Source organism: Alteromonas stellipolaris (assembly GCF_001562115.1).
Classification (GTDB): Bacteria; Pseudomonadota; Gammaproteobacteria; order Enterobacterales; family Alteromonadaceae; genus Alteromonas; species Alteromonas stellipolaris.
On record NZ_CP013926.1, the window covers coordinates 3,377,400 to 3,395,820 of the forward strand.

At 45.2% G+C, this 18,421-nt stretch carries 12 protein-coding genes; 3 read left to right on the top strand and 9 right to left on the bottom strand.

The window, feature by feature from the left end; all coding sequences use genetic code 11:
• Nucleotides 1–4 precede the first annotated feature (4 nt).
• From AVL57_RS14475 to AVL57_RS14500, 6 genes are all read right to left on the bottom strand, one after another.
• Entirely contained in the window at nt 5–2,086 is a 2,082-nt protein-coding gene (locus AVL57_RS14475) for a hydantoinase/oxoprolinase family protein (protein ID WP_057790193.1), read from the bottom strand.
• Nucleotides 2,083–3,003 carry a hydroxymethylglutaryl-CoA lyase gene (locus AVL57_RS14480; RefSeq protein ID WP_057790190.1) on the bottom strand — a complete coding sequence of 307 codons (921 nt, stop codon included), beginning with the start codon at nt 3,001–3,003 and terminating at the stop codon, nt 2,083–2,085. Before AVL57_RS14480 ends, AVL57_RS14475 begins: the two co-directional genes overlap by 4 nt.
• Nucleotides 3,003–4,202 carry a CaiB/BaiF CoA transferase family protein gene (locus AVL57_RS14485; RefSeq protein ID WP_057790188.1) on the bottom strand — a complete coding sequence of 400 codons (1,200 nt, stop codon included), beginning with the start codon at nt 4,200–4,202 and terminating at the stop codon, nt 3,003–3,005. Before AVL57_RS14485 ends, AVL57_RS14480 begins: the two co-directional genes overlap by 1 nt.
• Nucleotides 4,203–4,243: 41 nt before the next feature.
• Nucleotides 4,244–6,820 carry a TonB-dependent receptor gene (locus tag AVL57_RS14490; protein WP_057790185.1) on the bottom strand — a complete coding sequence of 859 codons (2,577 nt, stop codon included), beginning with the start codon at nt 6,818–6,820 and terminating at the stop codon, nt 4,244–4,246.
• 15 nt (nt 6,821–6,835) lie between these two features.
• Nucleotides 6,836–8,716, bottom strand: coding sequence for a sigma 54-interacting transcriptional regulator (locus tag AVL57_RS14495; protein WP_057790184.1), 1,881 nt, complete (start codon nt 8,714–8,716; stop codon nt 6,836–6,838).
• A gap of 233 nt (nt 8,717–8,949) precedes the next feature.
• Complete coding sequence (locus AVL57_RS14500) at nt 8,950–9,339, bottom strand: VOC family protein (protein WP_057790182.1); 390 nt, start codon at nt 9,337–9,339, stop codon at nt 8,950–8,952.
• 301 nt (nt 9,340–9,640) lie between these two features.
• On the opposite strand from AVL57_RS14500, the gene AVL57_RS14505 reads away from it, so the two are divergent.
• Nucleotides 9,641–12,202 carry a TonB-dependent receptor plug domain-containing protein gene (locus AVL57_RS14505; protein WP_057790180.1) on the top strand — a complete coding sequence of 854 codons (2,562 nt, stop codon included), beginning with the start codon at nt 9,641–9,643 and terminating at the stop codon, nt 12,200–12,202.
• Nucleotides 12,203–12,435: 233 nt separating this feature from the next.
• A complete protein-coding gene (locus tag AVL57_RS14510) occupies nt 12,436–12,675 on the top strand; it encodes a hypothetical protein (RefSeq protein ID WP_057790178.1) in 240 nt (79 codons plus the stop codon).
• Nucleotides 12,676–12,959: 284 nt separating this feature from the next.
• Here the strand turns inward: AVL57_RS14510 and AVL57_RS14520 are convergent, their stop codons facing one another.
• Genes AVL57_RS14520 through AVL57_RS14530 form a run of 3 tightly spaced genes read right to left on the bottom strand, consistent with a single transcriptional unit; the run spans nt 12,960 to nt 15,584 of the window.
• Nucleotides 12,960–14,009: a DUF2955 domain-containing protein gene (locus tag AVL57_RS14520; RefSeq protein WP_057790174.1), complete on the bottom strand. Its 1,050-nt coding sequence runs from the start codon at nt 14,007–14,009 to the stop codon at nt 12,960–12,962.
• A 10-nt stretch (nt 14,010–14,019) separates the two neighbouring features.
• Complete coding sequence (locus AVL57_RS14525) at nt 14,020–15,084, bottom strand: HlyD family secretion protein (RefSeq protein WP_057790172.1); 1,065 nt, start codon at nt 15,082–15,084, stop codon at nt 14,020–14,022.
• The gene (locus AVL57_RS14530; protein ID WP_057790170.1) at nt 15,084–15,584 is read right to left on the bottom strand and encodes a MarR family transcriptional regulator; all 501 of its coding nucleotides are present in this window, start codon (nt 15,582–15,584) and stop codon (nt 15,084–15,086) included. The genes AVL57_RS14525 and AVL57_RS14530 overlap by 1 nt, the downstream gene beginning before the upstream one ends.
• Nucleotides 15,585–15,780: 196 nt before the next feature.
• Between AVL57_RS14530 and AVL57_RS14535 the strand changes: the two genes are divergently transcribed.
• Nucleotides 15,781–18,327: an excinuclease ABC subunit UvrA gene (locus AVL57_RS14535; RefSeq protein ID WP_138118258.1), complete on the top strand. Its 2,547-nt coding sequence runs from the start codon at nt 15,781–15,783 to the stop codon at nt 18,325–18,327.
• Nucleotides 18,328–18,421 lie beyond the last annotated feature (94 nt).

Here is an 18,421-nt window from a genome sequence, read left to right on the forward strand (position 1 = left end):
CTCCTTATTTGCCAGTCGATTCAGGGTTGCTTAACGGGTTAAGTAATAGATTGCCTACCGAATCAACGGTTGCAACGTACCCAGGGAGAACCACTGTCGTTGAGTCCATTTCACAAATAACAGCAGGTCCCTTCACCGATAATGCTTCGTGAAGTTTTCTACGCTCGTAAATGACTGCATCGTGGTAGCTGCCTTCATAATAAATTTGGCTATCGGTTAACATGCAATCTTCAAGGGTATAGCTTGTATTAACGGGCGGATGAGTGGGAAGTGCTTTGCTTTTTGCGGTAGCGACTGCGCGCACCATCACAACTTCATGGCCCTCTTCTAACGCAAAGGTGAATAGCTGTGTATGCTCTGCATCAAAGTGCTTTTTAAGCAAAGAAAGGCCCTTATCTTCAAGATCTTGCTTAGAGAAAGGAACGCAAAGTTGGAAGGCTTGCCCGGTGTAGCGAACATCTGCTTCATAAGTAATAGTTTGCTCGTCCATCGAAATTCCATCGGCGAGCAGGGTAGAAGATGCTTTTTCTGCTAATTCGGTTAGTACTTGCTTAAATGCATCGTCGGTGAGGTTGTCGATAAGCGAAACCAGTGTTTGGGAGGCCTCATCACGTACCTGAGTGGTGGCATCACCATAGGCACATAATACGCCAGGACCAGGAGGAATAATGGCAGGCCACGCTTGTGTTAGAATACCCAGTGCATTGGCGTGTAATGGGCCAGCTCCGCCAAAACCTACAAGGGCAAACTCTCTTGGATCAAACCCTTGCTCTACCGACACTAACCGAAGAGCACCGAACATAGCTTCGTTAGCAATCTTAATGATACCTTCAGCCGCTTCTTCAACAGAAATATCCATGGCGTCTGCCACTTTTTTTACCGCCGCTACCGCAGCGTCTCGATTGATAGCCATTTTGCCACCAAGCTGCACATCTGAAGGAAGATAACCGAGTACCACATTGGCGTCGCATACCGTTGGTTCTACACCGCCTTTCATATAAGCCGCCGGGCCCGGTTTAGCGCCAGCTGACTCTGGGCCTACGCGCAGTGCTTTGGTCAGTTCAGGTACAAAAGCTATGGAGCCACCACCAGCGCCAACGGTTCTTACGTCTACCGATGGTGCGCGAACCGTGACATCTCCAACACGGGTTTCTCGTCTTACCCGAGCCGTTGCATTTTGAATAAGCGCAACATCAGTAGAGGTGCCGCCCATATCAAAAGTGAGTATGTCGTTAAATCCACCTTGTTTACAAAAATGGATAGCCCCCGCTACACCGCCAGCAGGACCAGACATGAGTAAATTAACGGGGCTTTCTGCAGCTGAACGCGCAGACGCCAGTCCGCCATCAGAGCGCAAGATAGACAGATGAATATCGCTGCCCATACGCTCTGTTAGCGCGCCATGTAAATTATCGACATATTTGGCTACTTCAGGGCGAACGTAACTGTTTACCACTGTGGTTTCAGTTCGCTCGTATTCTTGCAATTCAGGAACAACATCAGAAGAAATAGAGATTGGCATATCAGGGAAAACACGCTGTGCAACCGCTTGAGCTTGGCGCTCGTTCTCTCCGTTTACATAAGCGTTTATAAAAGAGATAGTGAGAGCAGTAAATCCACCTTTATCTCTTAATGCCTGTAAGCTTTGCGTGAGCTTCTCTTCGTCAAGGGCTTTAACAATGCTTCCATCTGCGCCCACTCTTTCACTTGCTTCAATAGTGAGTTCTAACGGTGCAAGCAAAGGCTTCTTCATGTAGCTTACCCAACCTCCAAGCCCCCCCGGACAGAATGAACGAGCCACTTGCAGCACGTGCTTGTAGCCTTGTGTGGTAACCAGTGCGACACTTGCCCCCTTGCCCGTCAATACCGCATTGGTTGCAACAGTAGTACCGTGCATAACACGAGCGATATCAGTAACATTAACACCTGACTCTTCACAAATACGGTCTATACCGTTAAGTACCCCAACGGAAGAATCGTGCGGTGTAGAAGGTACTTTTGCAGTAAAGGTTTCCCCAGATATTTCGTTAATTAATAGTAGGTCGGTAAAGGTTCCGCCCACATCAACCCCTAATCGATAACTCATTTGCTTCCCCTTTTATTTTCTTGTTGTTCTAACCAGGTTTTAGCATGTCCACCACGTGCTGTGCCTGTTAATGCCTTGGCTTTGTCCGACGCTGCAAGTAACAGGCCCATATCTATGCCTGTGCTATAACCCATTTGTTCAACCAGCAGCACCACATCTTCTGTCGCTACATTACCGGTGGCGCCCGGTGCAAATGGACAGCCACCCAATCCCGCAATTGATGCGTCAAATTGTCGAATACCCGCTTCAATCGCGGCATAAACGTTTGCTACGCCCATTGCGCGTGTATCATGAAAATGGCACGACAATTTGTTAGCGCCAAACTCCGATACCATTTTGCTCATCAGCACATGTACCTGATCTGGAGATGCCGCACCAATCGTATCGGCCACCACAATGTGAGCAGCCCCAGCATCTAATAATGCGGCTGATACTTTAATCACTTCATCCACGCTAATGTGCCCTTCAAAGGGGCATTCCCATGCTGTTGCAACATAAGCCTGCACTCTACGATTTAACTGTGTGGCCAGCGCAAGCACATCTGATGACATAGACAATGCTTGGTTAGTGGTCATACGAATGTTTTTTTCGTTCATCGTTGTACTTGCCGCCACCACCAATGACATAAGAGGTACATTCAGTTCCACCCCAGTGCTAAACCCTCTTTCGTTGGGTATAAGCACTGAGTACGCCACCTTATCTTTGGCCTCGAGTTGATGAATGACCTCATCTGTACCAGCCATAGCAGGAACCGCTTTAGGCGATACAAAAGCCCCGACTTCAATGGCAGGTAATCCAGCTGCAACTAATGCATTTATTAATGCAACTCGCTCATCCACACTTAGGTGCTTTTTCTGATTCTGTAGGCCATCTCTGGGGCCAACATCGTTGATGATGATTTTTCCTTTCGTTTTCATCAGCGAACTACCTTTTTCTCAAATAAAAGGGCTAGCTCACTTTCGCTCATGCCAACTAAACCTTGCAGCACATCTCTTGTGTGCTCGCCAACTTTGGGCGCAGGCGAGAATATTTCGTCGGTGGTACGCGAAAACTTAATAGGATTACCCGGCCCTTTGGTTTTGTTACCATCACCGGAGGTAAGCTCAACCACCATATTGCGGTGCTTCACTTGTTCATCACTAAGGGCTTGAGAGAACGTATTGACAGGCGCACAAGGAATACGCGCCGCTTCTAGCTTTTCAATCCAATAGTCAGACGTTTGTGTTTGCAGTGTTTGGTTAAGGGTTTCGTCGATAAAATCTTTCTTCGCCCACCGTCCTGGCTGGGTATCGAATTCGGGTAAGTCCAATGCATCTATCTTCACCACCGTTTTTAAGTTTTGCCAAAAGTTATCGGTGATAACCGCAATGACAATAAACCCATCTGCTGTTTTAAAGGTGTTGTAGGGCACGTGTACAAAGTGCGAATTGCCAATGGGGAATGGGTCTTTCTCTGACAGAAAGTACATTGTAGCCATGTAGTTAAGCAGTGATATCTGACAATCTAACATTGAGATATCAACGTCTTGTCCTTTACCACTTTTTGCCCGTTCCAAAAGCGCGGCTTGGATTCCCATGACGGCAAACATACCGCCGCCTAAATCGCCAATTGGAATACCGGCTCGAACAGGGTGATTTGGATCGGTACCAGTGATAGACATACCGCCACCAGTAGCTTGTGCCACTTGATCAAACGCTGGACGTTTGAATTTGGGTCCGTTGCTACCAAACCCCGTAATTGAGCAGGTGATTATTTCGGGGTTTATTTTACTTAACTGTTCATAGTCGATTTTTAAACGCGTTGGTACACCTGCACCAAAGTTGTTGACCACCACATCGGCTTTTTTTACCAACTCATAGAATACGTTTAAACCTTCTTCAGATTTTAAATCGATGCAGACACTTTTTTTGTTTCGATTCAGTGTAATGAAGTAAGCGCCCATACCATCCAACGAATTATCGGGATCGGTTGCGAGAAGCTTTCGAGTGCCTTCCCCTTGCAATGGCTCCACTTTAATCGTCTCTGCCCCTAAATCGGCGAGTATCATTCCGCAGTATGGCCCTGACAGCATATGCGTAAGGTCAATGACAGTAATGCCTGACAATGGTTTATTCATAAATTCATCCTGATTAAAATTCAATCTTCGAAGCGTAGGGATTAGAAGCTCATACTAAGTTCTAAACCGTAGGAGCGTAGCGCCGAGGGGTGAACAAACGAGCCGCCGAATTCTGGCGCAGGGATCACCTCTTGCAAATAAGCCTCATCTGTTAAGTTTTTGCCCCACAATGCGACCGTCCACATTTCACCTTCTATGGAAATGCGAGCGTTAACGGTGCTATATGCATCACGCTGAGCGTTACTGAAGTTTTGAGAGTGAGGGCCGGGAGGAACACCGCCACCTAGCGTGCCGAAGAAATCCCAGATAGTAGGCGTTTCTTCACCTTGCAGCGTATGGAAATGGGTTTCTCCCACATATTGATAATCAATTCGTGTGGTAAGTTGTAAGTCGCTGGTAATCTCGTGATCGTAAGAAATACCTAAGGTGTAAGAGGATTTTGGTGTTTGTGGTGCTTCATTGCCGACAGAAAGTGGTCTGTTCTTGTTCTCGATGATTTCACTATCAATAAGCCCCATTCCAGCAAAAACACTCAGATTGTCGTTAACCCGATAATTAGCGTCCATTTCGAAGCCCTGAATTTCTAGCTCATCAATGGTGGTAACCGCTCTTAATAATCCAAACGGACCAGCGAAAAACTCAAAGAACTGGTTATCTTCAACTTTGGTGTGAAACACCGCGCTGTTCACTTTTAATCGATTGTCTAAAAACGTTCCCTTGCCGCCGAATTCAATACTTGTGGTAATTTCCTTGTCATAGTTATCGGGTACGATAAGTTGAGCATCAACCGCATCACCGGGCGTACCGGCTCCACTTGCATTGAACCAAAAATCTAACGTGGCTTCAGTGCCGATAGAATTGAATCCACCACTTCTAAAACCAACGCCATAACTGGCATAAAGGTTTAGGGCATCGCTTGCTTCGTAACTAAAGGTTAGCTTTGGCTGCCACTGACTAAAGCTTTGCTCTCGATCGGGAATACCATCAGGGTTGGCCGTAAATGCAGGGTTGATAGGCCCTACTACACCGTCAACAATGGTATTAACATTAAAACCAGAGGCAGATACATTGGGTACATTATTTGCCACTTCTCGCGACTCGTTGTCATATCTGAGTGCGAAAGACACTTCCCATTTATCGTTAACGTCGTATTCAATTTGACCAAACGTAGATAGCACGGTGGTTGAAAACGTATCATCAAACAATAAGTCTGTAGGGTTTGGCCCGTCGGCCGGAACGTATGCTTGACGTAAGAAGCCTTGTCCTAAATCTGCACCGTAAGCTACAACAACATCTCTATCTATATTGGCGAAATAGACGCCCGCTATCCATTGCAGGGGCGAATCTGTGTCGTTCGATGTAAATCTAATTTCTCCGCTGTAATCTTGTTGGCTTCGTTCTTGATATTGATAACCATCACACGAAGATGGCGTATAAGGTCCATATACGCCTTGAAAATCTTGTCCTGGTGGAAGCACTACAAAAGGAGATAGGAAATCGCCAAACAAGTCGCTTCTTCCCGCGCCACCGAAATCAACTGGAAGGTTATTTAATGTTGCACGATCGGTTTGGCATTGCTCTGTCAATTCATAGCCATAAAATGAAGCGCTTGTACCATCTGATAACAGATATTCTTCTAGATTGTTGTACGCAACCACGGTAGTGACATCAAATCCCTCGTTGCGCCAATCGGCTTTTAACGAAAGCTCTGTGGTCTTTTGTTCATTTTCACCAGGTACGTTAAAAGCAAAGATAAACTCGTGATCATTCACGTCATTAAAAAACGCACTTTGACCAAAATCTTCTACAAAACTCGGTAGTGCGAACACGGCGTTGAAGTTTATTGCTCCGCCTTTAGCCTCGCTGTACGAGCCACGAAAATCGTAAGTAAGATCATCAGTCGCTTCCCAAATAAGCCGCCCTTTGACCGATGTATCTTCTAAGTAATCTACCGCGTCATCACGCCCCAGATACACATTTTCATAAAAGCCATCTGTAGTTGAATGCGCTACCACAATGCGCCCAAATACATTGTCAGCAAGTGGCCCAGTAAGCATTCCAGAATAGCGCTGCGAATTGTTATTACCAACGCCACCTTCAATTCTGGCCTCCATCACGTCTGAGGGCTTTTCCGTTGTTATCAGAATGGCACCGGCAACCGCATTTCTGCCATATAGCGCCCCTTGCGGCCCTTTTAAAACTTCAATTTGCGCAATATCAGTTAACCCTTCGTTAAAACTATTCGGATTCGTCTGCAACACCCCATCAACGACATATGCAAAAGTAGATTCTGCATCGCGTGTAGAAATAATTCCCCGGATATTTACTTGTGTATCACCCACGTTGGCCGCATCAACAATACTTACGTTTGGAATTAGGCTAATAAAATCGGAAGGACGCTCTACCCCCGCAGCCTCTAATTCCCTTGCTGACAACGCCGTTACCGCAATCGGCACTTCCTGAATACTTTCAGGACGCTTTCGTGAAATACTGATAATTTCAACGAGCTCAGACGTTGCTTGCTTTTCTTCTTGTGCAAAAGCAGGAATGGCTGAACTTCCTATGGTTAACGCGAGCGACACTTGTAATGCTAAATATGTTTTTCCGGTGGTTTGCATGACTATCTCCGAACACTAATTATTGTTGTGATTTATTGTTTTTAACCTTCGCCACAATGTGGTTTGGCTAATTCCTAAGTCCTGAGCTGCTTTACGTTTATCACCCTTCCATCGCGCCAATGCGGCTAGAATGAGTTCGTTTTCTTTTATTTTTATTATTCCTTTGTCTGCCAATACAGGCTGACGCCCCCCACTTAACTCTGGCGCAATTTGAGGTAATGCTGTTTGCAATCGACCAAGGTCGTTTACGGTATGAAGATAAGCCACGACGCGCTCTAACACGTTTTCTAACTCGCGTATATTTCCCGGCCAGTTGTGCGCAATGAAGCTGTCATTGAGATGTTCAAGAATGGTTGATGGGCTGTGTGAAACCCCATAACGATTTAATAGCTTTTCAAGCTTGTGCGCCGCAATGTGAAGAATATCGTCGGGGCGCTCGCGCAAAGGAGGAATAGAGATATTGAATACATTGAGTCGATAGTAGAGATCTTCACGAAACGCGCCTTCATTAACCATTTCCGATAACGAACGGTTTGAAGCGGCGATCAGTTTCAAGTCAACTTCTCGCTCTTGGTTTCCCCCCAAAGGACGGTAGCTTCTTTCTTGTAAAAACCTCAGCAATTTAGCTTGCTGATCTAGCGCCAGCTCGCTAATTTCATCAAGAAATAGTGCGCCGTTCTCGGCTTCCTCTATTAACCCTTTGCGACCACCTCGCTTTGAGCCTGTATACGCGCCATCCTGATGACCGAACAGTTCACCTTCAAACAACTCAGATGGGATAGCACTGCAGTTAAGGGCGACAAACTTGCCACCCGCATAGGGGCCTTGATGATGTATTTGTCTGGCAACTAGTTCTTTCCCCGTACCCGACTCTCCAAACAGCAATACGTTACTTGGCGATGTTGAAAACGCCTTTACCTGCTGCAACACCGCTTCAATCTCGTTAGATTGGTAAACTAAATCGTGGCGAGGAGACGCCGCTTGCTTCGAAGGCGTTTTTTTAAGTTTTTTGCGATAAAGTTGGTAAACAAATTTATTCGTACTGCCTTCGGATAACGTGTCTAGATGAAACCACCATTCCTCGCCGTTAATTTCACATTCGCCATCAGTTTCACGTTTTCCACCCCTTGGGTGAATAAGGGCATCTAAATCGACTTCTGCATTTGTACTTAGATTCAAGTGATGCTTAGCAGCGCTATTAAGGGTTAAGGCATCATCGCTCTCATCGACCATGATAATGGGGGTTTGAGATTTAGTGAGTAACCATGATACCAACGCTTGTTCTTTGGCTAACAAACGGGCTTTCTTAGCTTCGTCGATGGCGCTTTGAAGAGTTTTTCTACACGAGCGTTCTGTATAGATTAAGAATGAGGGAATACCTTTGCTATTCGCTAAACCACATACCAAGCTAGCTCCCACTACAGCTATGCCTTCAGACTGACTCGCAATATGAAACTGCTCTCTTGCTTGGTCGGCCGTTAAGTAAATCGACTCTACAATATCGATATTGAGGTGGGAATCAGCAAGTTTTGCTGCGCAAGATGCTTCTGCAAAAGAAATGATATGAATTGACTTTGAGACCTTAGAGGCTTTTTCAACCGCTTCGAATACGTCCCATTCTGTTGTTTGCATCGATACTACTGGAATAGACAATGCAGATTGTAGATATCGCGCATTTGAACCTGCGCTGACTATTACATCAGGGTCAAATTCTGAAATATGCTGTTGAATTTCTTTCGTACTTCCAACGATGGAATCTACAATCTTAAATTGGGCTTCACCGACGTATTCAGGTAGCACGCTCCCCACCAGCTGGCTAAATTCGTTATAGCCAACGATAAGGATACGAAGTTGAGGCTGATCCAATCTTACCGATTTCACGTTGTTGTTTTCCATCACATTTCTCCAATAGGTTGCCCCATGAAGTAACGTGAATTTTTATTATAGTTACACTGGGTATTGCACCAGTTGTGCCAACTTAATAAAAAAACAGTGTGCGGTAGGTTTCACGGGGGCTGTACAATAATCAAGCGCCCAGTGTAGTCATATCGATGAGAAAATAACCAGCATTAATATTTCAATTTGAAATAAATAAATTTCAATGTGAAATATTAATATGAGTGTAAATATTAATGCGTTTCACAAAGTTGCAGTATCGGACCGAATTCATAATCTAATGAAATATCTTGCACATACCAGTTGTCCAACCCTTTACGCATTTCACTATTGCGAGGGTTTCCCGTTAATCCAGCTAGCGTTTTTGAAAGATCGTCACTACCAAATGAAATGAGAAAAATACCTTCTCCTTTCTCTTCTAAAATCGACGCGATAATGCCGTTTTCATCAGTTGGGCTGACAAATACAAGCCACGTATCGCCTAATTGGAAACGCGCCGAATTAGCCCCGCGGCTAGAGAGTGGCTCAAATATGGGTTTGGTATTGGTGAGTTTGGCGAATTCCGCTACGGCTTTATCTAACTCTCTGACTAGAAAGTTAATGTGATGTATGTTTTGTACCACAGAGAAGCACTCCTACGTTATTTGATATATATAAATTGTTGCAACTTTAGTATTGTGCCCACCTTCTCTTTTGTGCTTAACTCAGCCTCATAAACGGAACCCGTTTATCACATCTAATAATAATAAGTCTAATCAGACAAATCGGCGTTTAGCTGTACCCCACATAAAAAGAAAGTAATCGCAATAACTGCGGTGCAGTATGCGTACCAGAAATACGCATAAAACAGACGCGCTTTTAGCGCCCTGTAAATGCAGTTTATGCTCATGTTGAAATACATTTATAAAAATTCAGGAACACACAATGCAACAGGCAAAATTTAACGCTTCTGCTTTTAAGCTTTCCTTAATCGCTGGCGCAATCGCTGCTATTCCTTTTTCGACTTCACCCTTCGCTCAAGAACAACAGAGCATTGACGAACAAGATGTTGAACAGATTCAAATTGTTGGTTCGCGCCGTGTAGGCCGCACTGTTAATGACTCTCCGGTTCCTATCGATATTATCGATGCGTCTTCTATTGAAGCCACTGGTTTAACCGAAACCAACATGATCCTCAATTCGTTGTTGCCAAGCTTCAACTTCCCGCAGCCTTCTGTTACTGATGGAACAGACCATGTTCGCCCCGCTCAGCTTCGTGGCTTAGCGCCAGATCACACACTGGTATTAGTGAATGGCAAGCGCCGCCATACTTCAGCACTCCTTAACCTAAACGGTTCTGTGGGCCGCGGCTCTTCTGCTGTGGATTTAAATGCTATACCCGCTAATGCGATTAAGCGCATTGAAGTATTGCGCGATGGTGCAGCGGCTCAATACGGTTCAGACGCCATTGCTGGTGTTATCAATATTGTATTGAAAGACGCTAGCGAAGGCGGTGAAGTATCAGCCACTTACGGTGCAAACGTAACTACTATGGACGGCGTGCCTAACCTTGAAGGCGTTAGTGCAGATGCTGATGGCAACCTTGCATTCAATACAGGTTCAGATCGTGAACTGACCGACGGTCAAACTTTTACTCTTCGCGGAAATATGGGTTTTGAGTGGGGCGACGATGGTTTTGTTAATGTTTCAGCTGAATACCGCGACCGTGGTGAGTCGAACCGTTCAGACTTCGATACTCGCGAAAATTATGCTCGTGATGCCGATGGTAATTTAGATGAGAGAGAATTCACGGTTAACCGCTACAACCACGTATACGGTAATGGCGAAGTAGAAGATTACGCCCTGTTCGTAAACGCGGGCAAAGCCATTAACGACAGCATCGAATTTTACGGTACTGCGGGCTTTAGTTCACGTGATTCTATTGGCGGCGGTTTTTACCGCAGAGCATCAGATAGCCGTAACATCACTTCTATCTACCCTGACGGCTTCTTGCCATCTATTCAAACCGATATTCAAGATATGTCGGTACTTGGCGGCATTAAGGGTTACGGCGATGTGTGGAACTACGATTTGTCACTTACCCACGGTGGCAATGCTTTAGAGTACAGCGTAGTGAATAGCTTGAATACCTCTCTTGGTCCAACAAGCCAAACAAGCTTTAACGCGGGTGAGCTGGAGTACAACACTACCATTATTAACGCTGATGCATCGCGTTTGGTGGATACAGGCTATTTCTATAGTGAAATGAATTTCGCTATGGGCGCAGAATACCGCCACGAAAGCTATGAGATTACCGCTGGTGAAGAAAACTCTTACATCCAAGGTACGTTTGGCCCAGGTGGCGTAGTTACCGACCCTGTTGATGGCCCTTTTGGCTCAGCTGGCTCACAAGTTTTCCCTGGCTTCACGCCAGAGTCAGCAGGTGAAAACACTCGTCACAACTATAGCTTTTATGTAGATGTAGAAGCCGATGTACTAGAAAACTGGAATGTGGCAGTAGCTGGTCGTTATGAAGACTATTCAGATTTTGGCAGTACCTTTAACTGGAAAATGTCACACCGGGTAACCATTACTGATGCCTTGGCTCTTCGCGCCTCTGTATCGACTGGCTTTAGAGCACCGTCGTTGCAACAGCAGCACTTTACTTCTATTGCCACAGTATTTGTGGATGGCGAGCCAACTGAAACGGGTACGTTTGCCGCTTCAAGTGATGTTGCACAGGCATTGGGTAGCCCAGGTCTTGATGCTGAAGAATCAGATAACTACAGCGCTGGTTTCACTTACTCGCCTACTGCCAATTTCAACCTAACCGTAGATTTCTACCGTATTGATATTGACGATCGTATTGTGTTGTCGAACAACCTATCGGGTGATGCTATTGAAGCGTTGCTTGAAGGCACTGGTGCTAACCAAGCTCGCTTCTTCTTAAACGCGATTAATTCTCGCACGGAAGGAGTAGATATTGTTTCTACTTACACGTTAAATACGGCTGATTTTGGTGCGTTTAACTTCAATGCAGGAATTAACTTCAACGACAACGAAGTAACCGATATTCTTGAAGCGCCAGAAGTGCTCCAAGGCGCAGGCTTCGATCAAAGTAACTTGTTTGACGATGTAGAACTGCGTCGTTTCGAGACTAGCTCGCCAGATAGCAAAGTGAACCTTGGTGTAACTTGGTCTTATGACCGTTATAACGCTACTTTGCGCACTACTCGCTATGGCGAGGTGGAAGACCCATCTTCAATTGAAGCACGTAACGAAATTATACCTTCTGAGTGGATCACAGATTTAGATGTACGCGTAGCCCTTACCGACAACTTGGCGGTGTCGGTTGGTGCGAATAACATCTTTGATGTATACCCAGAAGCTACACGCGATTTAGTTGATGACGTAACTACCTTCTCGATGATTTTCCCATACTCAGGCTTCTCGCCCTATGGATTCACGGGCCGTTATGTTTACGGAAAAGTGACTTATAGCTTTTAATTAATCTTGTAAGTTAAAACTCAAAAAAAATGCCGGATGTGAAAACATCCGGCATTTTTTATATGCTAGCAATATTAGCAGCCAAAATTACATTACAAAATCACATGCCATAAAACCGTATTTCGTTTTTGTATATAACAAGAACTATTCCCAAGGTCAGTTACCTTTGTTAGCAAGCATGAGTATTCTAAGTACTCCCACTTTTGGGTTAACACTTTTAGAAGGAATTAATAATGGAAGTGCTTACGAATAATGAGGTAAACCTTGTATCAGGCGGTTGCGCAGAACATTGCTGGGGCGATTTTAGCGTAGCAGGATTAGCTGCATCAATGGGAGCTGGAGCTCTAGGCGGTGTCCGTGGTGGTGGCTGGGTTGGTGCTGCTATAGGTGCTATTTCTGGTGGGTTAGGATATGCAGGTAGTAAAGTTGGCGACAAGATGTCCGAGCGCACCACATCCACAACTGATGAGTAATTTTAGGGCTAAGGCCCCTTATTAGGAGCCAATATGCTGAAGAATATTAAACAGATTATAAGCTATATCCTTTTTATGGCATGTATTATTGTTATCACCGTAACCACCGTAAAGATTGTAGAAATGATCTGGCCTTTAGAGAATGCTAAAACGCTCTTGGTGATTGTGGTCGTTTTTTTGACCACGTTAATTTGCACCCAAGTAGCAAAAAAGTATGGCTTATTTACCCGTTAGTTTCCGCTTTCGATAAACACTCGGCTCAAGCCCTTGGTCATTCTACTTTGCTATTCATACGTATGGTGACGGGTAACGCTAAAGCGATTTAAAATATGATGCATGACGTAAACGGCACTCAAACTAAGGGCAATGGCTACGGCCACAGAGCTAAAACGGTAAAGCGCGCTGTAAACTAAATCTTGGTTGGGTGTTAGCGAGTTTCCAAACAAAATACCAAACGTGGTTAGCACACCAAACCCAATGCCCGGCATCCCGCCACCTAAAATATGATAGCGGCTAAAAATGAACGCTAAAATCCACAACACAAGCACCGGAAAAAGTAAAAAATCACTGTGATTGTACAAAAACAATTGCGCCAGCAGTGCTAAATTACAACCAATGAGTGTACCAATAGCCCGTTGCCACCCAGCGAGACTTGCCGCTTTCCAGCAAAGCGAAAATAGAATAAGCACCGATGACGCCTGAGCTGATATCGAGTCTTGCAGATCCAACGCTTGAAACACCACAAACGATAAGGTTGCCACACTTGCACATAACAGCACTTCGTGACGAATACTTTCTTTCGCCTTAGGCGGTGGAACACGAGGTATGCGCGGTGCAACATCCGGAAATATGCCATGCATGAGAACCGCAATAACAATTGATAAAAGCGTAGCTGCACCGTTACTCACTATTAACGGGTATACAGTATCTACGCCGGTTACATAGCTTGAAAAGTGTAGCTGTATTGAAAGCCCTACTGCACCTAACGCTCCAAACAAAAAGCCGCCGCCACTGCTCATTTGATAGAACAAGATACAAAAGCATAGAAACACAATAAGGGTCATCACCACTGGAATGTGGGAAAACAGCCCTTGCAATACCAATACAATAAAGGCGCTAAACCCCGCGCTGGCGACGAACTGCTTTATCACTGGCTTGCTAATAACAGGTACTAACCCCAGCAACAACATGGGATAAACCGTAAAGAAAATACCATAAGGCCAGTTCATCAAGTTACTGATGGCAAAGCCAAGGGTACAGCCACCCGCTATACGTAATGCTTGGCGCAGACCGTTGGCATCTAACTGCGGCCCTTGGCTAACTGTTGTCGACATTTAGCCTCCGCTAGTAAATGTAATGCAGCCAACTAATGGCGTTAATTTGCAACGTACCAAACCACTGGCCTAATGTTGATTCAGGTAACAATTGAACTGTGGCACGGGCACCACTTGGCATACCTTCTACTAAGGCTTCGTTGTCTTGCAGGACAATATGAACCCGTTGACGCTGAGCATCTCGCACCCATCGATTACTTGTTTCGGTAACGCTTAACGTACCATTTGCACTTAACTGGCCATCGCTAACCCCGGCCTCAAACGAATCAATATGCGCATCAAATACTTCACCAGGTAAGCTATCGAACACCACTTTAGCAACACTGCTTTCGGCCATGTGCGTTAACGACTTTTCTCTAAAATCGGCTACCAAATCGGTCTCGCTGGTAACTATAGCAAGTAGCGGATTACCCTTTACTGCATAGGCCCCTTCACGTAGCTGCATGTTAGACACAACACCATCATTTCGCGCACGCACTTGGGTATATGATAAATTTAGTTTGGCTTCGGCAAGCTGGTTTGCGGCATGGCGAACAGTGAGGTTATTTTCACCCGAATCACCTCTTGCCAATAAGGCTTCAGATAACTGCGCTTCAAGGGCCGATTTATTGGCAACACTCGCTTCATAGTTAGCCCGCATAGCCTCAAGTTCTTGCTCTGAAATCGCGCGTTGCTTATATAACGCGGTGCTGCGTTGTTGAAGTAACTTTTGCTCGTGCAGCTTGGCACTAGCAGCCTTAATTTGAGCCTCTAGCGATTTAATATTGGTATCAAGTCGTTTGTTTTGTAATTTGGCATCATCTAACGCTAACTTTGCTTGCGTTAGCGCTATGTCGTAAGGCCCTCTATCAATTTGAAATAGCACGTCGCCAGCTTTTACCGTTTGATTGTTGCTAACAAAAACCTGTGTGACTTCGCCACTTAATTGAGGCGCTACTTGTACAACAGGATGATAAATTCGCGCTTGGGGCGTAACTGGCATAAAGGTGTCAGCAATGAGGTAGTAAATAAATATCAACACAAAGCCGACTAAGGATAACCTTACGTAGCGAGAAAATTTCTGATCAGGCGTCATTATTCATCTTCCTCTGTGTTACTTTTAGCTCGTTTCTCCTGTTGAGAAATGCAGGCTGAGGCATTTTGCTCTATTTGCAACAACGCGCGCGCCATTGCATCGAGCTGTTCATGGGTGAGTCCCGCATAAAACTGCTGTTTTACATCCGCTATTTTTTCATTTAGCGAATTCAAAACAACACGGCCTTCCTTGGTGAAATATAATTTTTTACTGCGCTTATCGTTGTCGTCAACTTGGCGGCTAATCAGCGACTGCTCTTCAAGCTGCTTTAATGTGCGGGTTAGCGAAGGCATTTCTATGCCCAAGCTTTGCGCTAGCGCTAATTGGGTAACCCCTTCTCCAATTAAATTGATGTGCATTAACGCAAGCCACCTTGATTGCGTTAACCCCAAGGGCTCAACAGTCAAAGTAACGGCCTCTCTGCACAACCGGTGTACTCGGCCCATATTTCCAATAAGCGTAAAATCTAACGTTTCGTGAAACGGCTTTTGTGCAGACATGCACACCCCAACTTACTTAGCATGCTAACTATAATAGCACTAGTTAGCATGCTAAGTAAATAAGGCGGAGTGATTTAGCCCTTCTATCAATAGATTTATCTGTCCAATTTATGATCGTTATAAAAGCCTAAACCTTACTCATCCTAGGTTCGCCTTATTTTGCAAGGTTGGAAACGGTAAGGATGGTAAGGGACGCATGACAATAGATAATGATAATTTTCTGCAGATACGCGGAGCACGGGTTCACAATTTGAAAGGCGTGGATGTTGATATCCCCCGAAATAAGATTGTGGCTTTTACGGGTATTTCTGGTTCGGGTAAGTCCTCACTTGCGTTTGGCACCCTATACGCTGAAGCGCAGCATCGTTATCTAGATTCGGTTTCACCTTATGCTAGAAGGTTAATCGAGCAAATTGAAACGCCCGATGTAGATAGTATTGAAGGCTTGCCACCCGCGGTTGGGTTACATCAGAACCGAGGCGCCCCCTCTATTCGTTCATCGGTAGGCAGTATCACCACTATTTCAAATAGCCTTCGTATGCTGTATTCCCGAGCAGGTGATTACCCTGCTGGTCAAAAGATTATTTATGCCGATGGGTTCTCGCCAAATACCGTTGAAGGTGCCTGCGGGCAATGCCATGGTATTGGTACTGTGTTCGATGTTACCGAAGATAAACTTGTTCCCGACCCCACCCTTACCATTCGTGAAGGCGCTATTGCCGCGTGGCCAGGAGCGTGGCAGGGTAAAAATCTAGTTAGGGTATTGCTGTCGTTAGACATTGATGTAGATATACCCTGGCAGGCGTTACCCGAATCTACCCGAGACTGGATTTTATACACAGACGATACCCCGCAAGTGCCTGTTTACAGAAACTACAATTTAGCGCAAACCCAAGCGGCGAAGGAAGAAGGCGAACCTGCCAGTTATAATGGTAAGTTTATTGGCGCTAAACATTATGTACTTGAAACCTTTAAAACCTCTCAAAAAGAAAAGATTAAGCAAAAAGTCGCCCAATATCTTGCCGTTTCAACCTGCCCACAATGTCATGGAAAGAAGCTAAAACAAGCTTCACTTTCGGTGACGCTTTGTGGCTTAGACATCACCGCCTTCTCTCGGCTTTCTTTAAGCGACGTGGTGGAACATTTACAAACACTTCTTGAAACCGCCGAAGCGCAAAATAACGAACGGGCGCTAGTTATCCGCAATATTGGCAAAGACATAGTAGCGCGTATTAAACCTATTATTGCCCTTGGGTTGGGGTATCTTTCTCTAGAGCGAAGCACCACGACTATTTCAGCAGGTGAACTACAACGGTTGCGGCTAGCCACCCAAATAAAATCAAAATTGTTTGGTGTGGTATATATCATGGATGAGCCTTCGTCTGGCCTTCATCCTAATGATGTAAATGCGTTACTAGAGGCATTTGATGCACTGGTAGAGGCGGGAAATAGCGTATTTCTGGTTGAACATAACCCGCGAGTCATTAAACACGCCGACTGGGTTGTTGATATAGGCCCCAATGCCGGCACAAATGGCGGGGAATTAGTTTTTAGTGGGCCAGTAGGTACGTTACAGCAAGCATCTAATTCAATAACCTCGCAGTATCTATTCGATAACGCACTAGCCCTTAGGCACCACAACCGCAAGCCCACTGGCTGGCTTTCATTAAAAGCCATTACCAAAAATAATCTTGAAAATATGGACTGCGCATTTCCTCTGGGGACTATTACCACAGTAACGGGCGTATCGGGGTCAGGTAAATCGAGCTTGGTCAGCCATGCATTGGTAACGCTGGTGAAAGCGTCACTTGATGCGAGTAAAGCATCAGATAAAAACTCAACGGTTAAAAACGCGCCCACTGAAAAAAAAACGACGGATATTACCGAAGCTACTTTGTTAGAAAGCAACGACGAGCAGCCCGTAAATGGCTATATTGATAATGCTAATAAAAATGATGTAGAAAAAATAAAACGTTTAGTAGTAGTAAACCAATCACCAATTGGCAGAACGCCCCGTTCGAATTTAGCGACTTACACAGGCCTATTCGACCATGTGCGCAAACTATTTGCCGCCACACCATTAGCAAAAAAACGACGTTACGATGCAGGTCGATTTTCGTTTAATACTACCAAAGGAAGGTGCGCCAACTGCGAGGGTGTAGGCTTTGTATCGGTGGAGTTACTATTTATGCCATCAGTGTATTCCCCCTGCCCCGTGTGCGACACAAAACGCTACAATCAAGACACCTTAGACGTTACTTGGAACGAATTATCGATAGCCGATGTACTGTCGCTAAGTGTGGCCGAGGCACATAACATATTCGCCAATGAAGCTCCTGTTTTTCGTGCACTAGATGCGCTGGTAAAAGTCGGCTTAGGCTATTTGCGATTAGGCCAACCCGCCACCGAACTTTCAGGAGGAGAAGCGCAGCGAATAAAGCTAGCTACCGAGCTAAAACGCGCCGAAAAGAAACACACGCTCTATGTACTAGACGAACCCACAACTGGGCTTCACCCCGCTGATATCGCACTACTCATGAAGCATCTAAATACGTTAGTGGATGAAGGCAGCAGCGTGGTAATGGTAGAGCACAATATGCAGGTTGCTTCGGCCAGTGATTACTTAATAGATATCGGCCCTGGTGCCGGTGATGCAGGTGGAAAAATAGTCGCTAGCGGTACACCAAAAGATGTTGCTAGTTGTGCAGAAAGTAAAACAGCCCCGTTTATCACCCCAGTTTAGCATTGCTAGATGCGATACTGGTGCGTGTTAATTGTAAGTACAAATGAGCTAGCAGTTTTTTTTATAATCTGACTTGTCCTGCGCTCTGTATAAA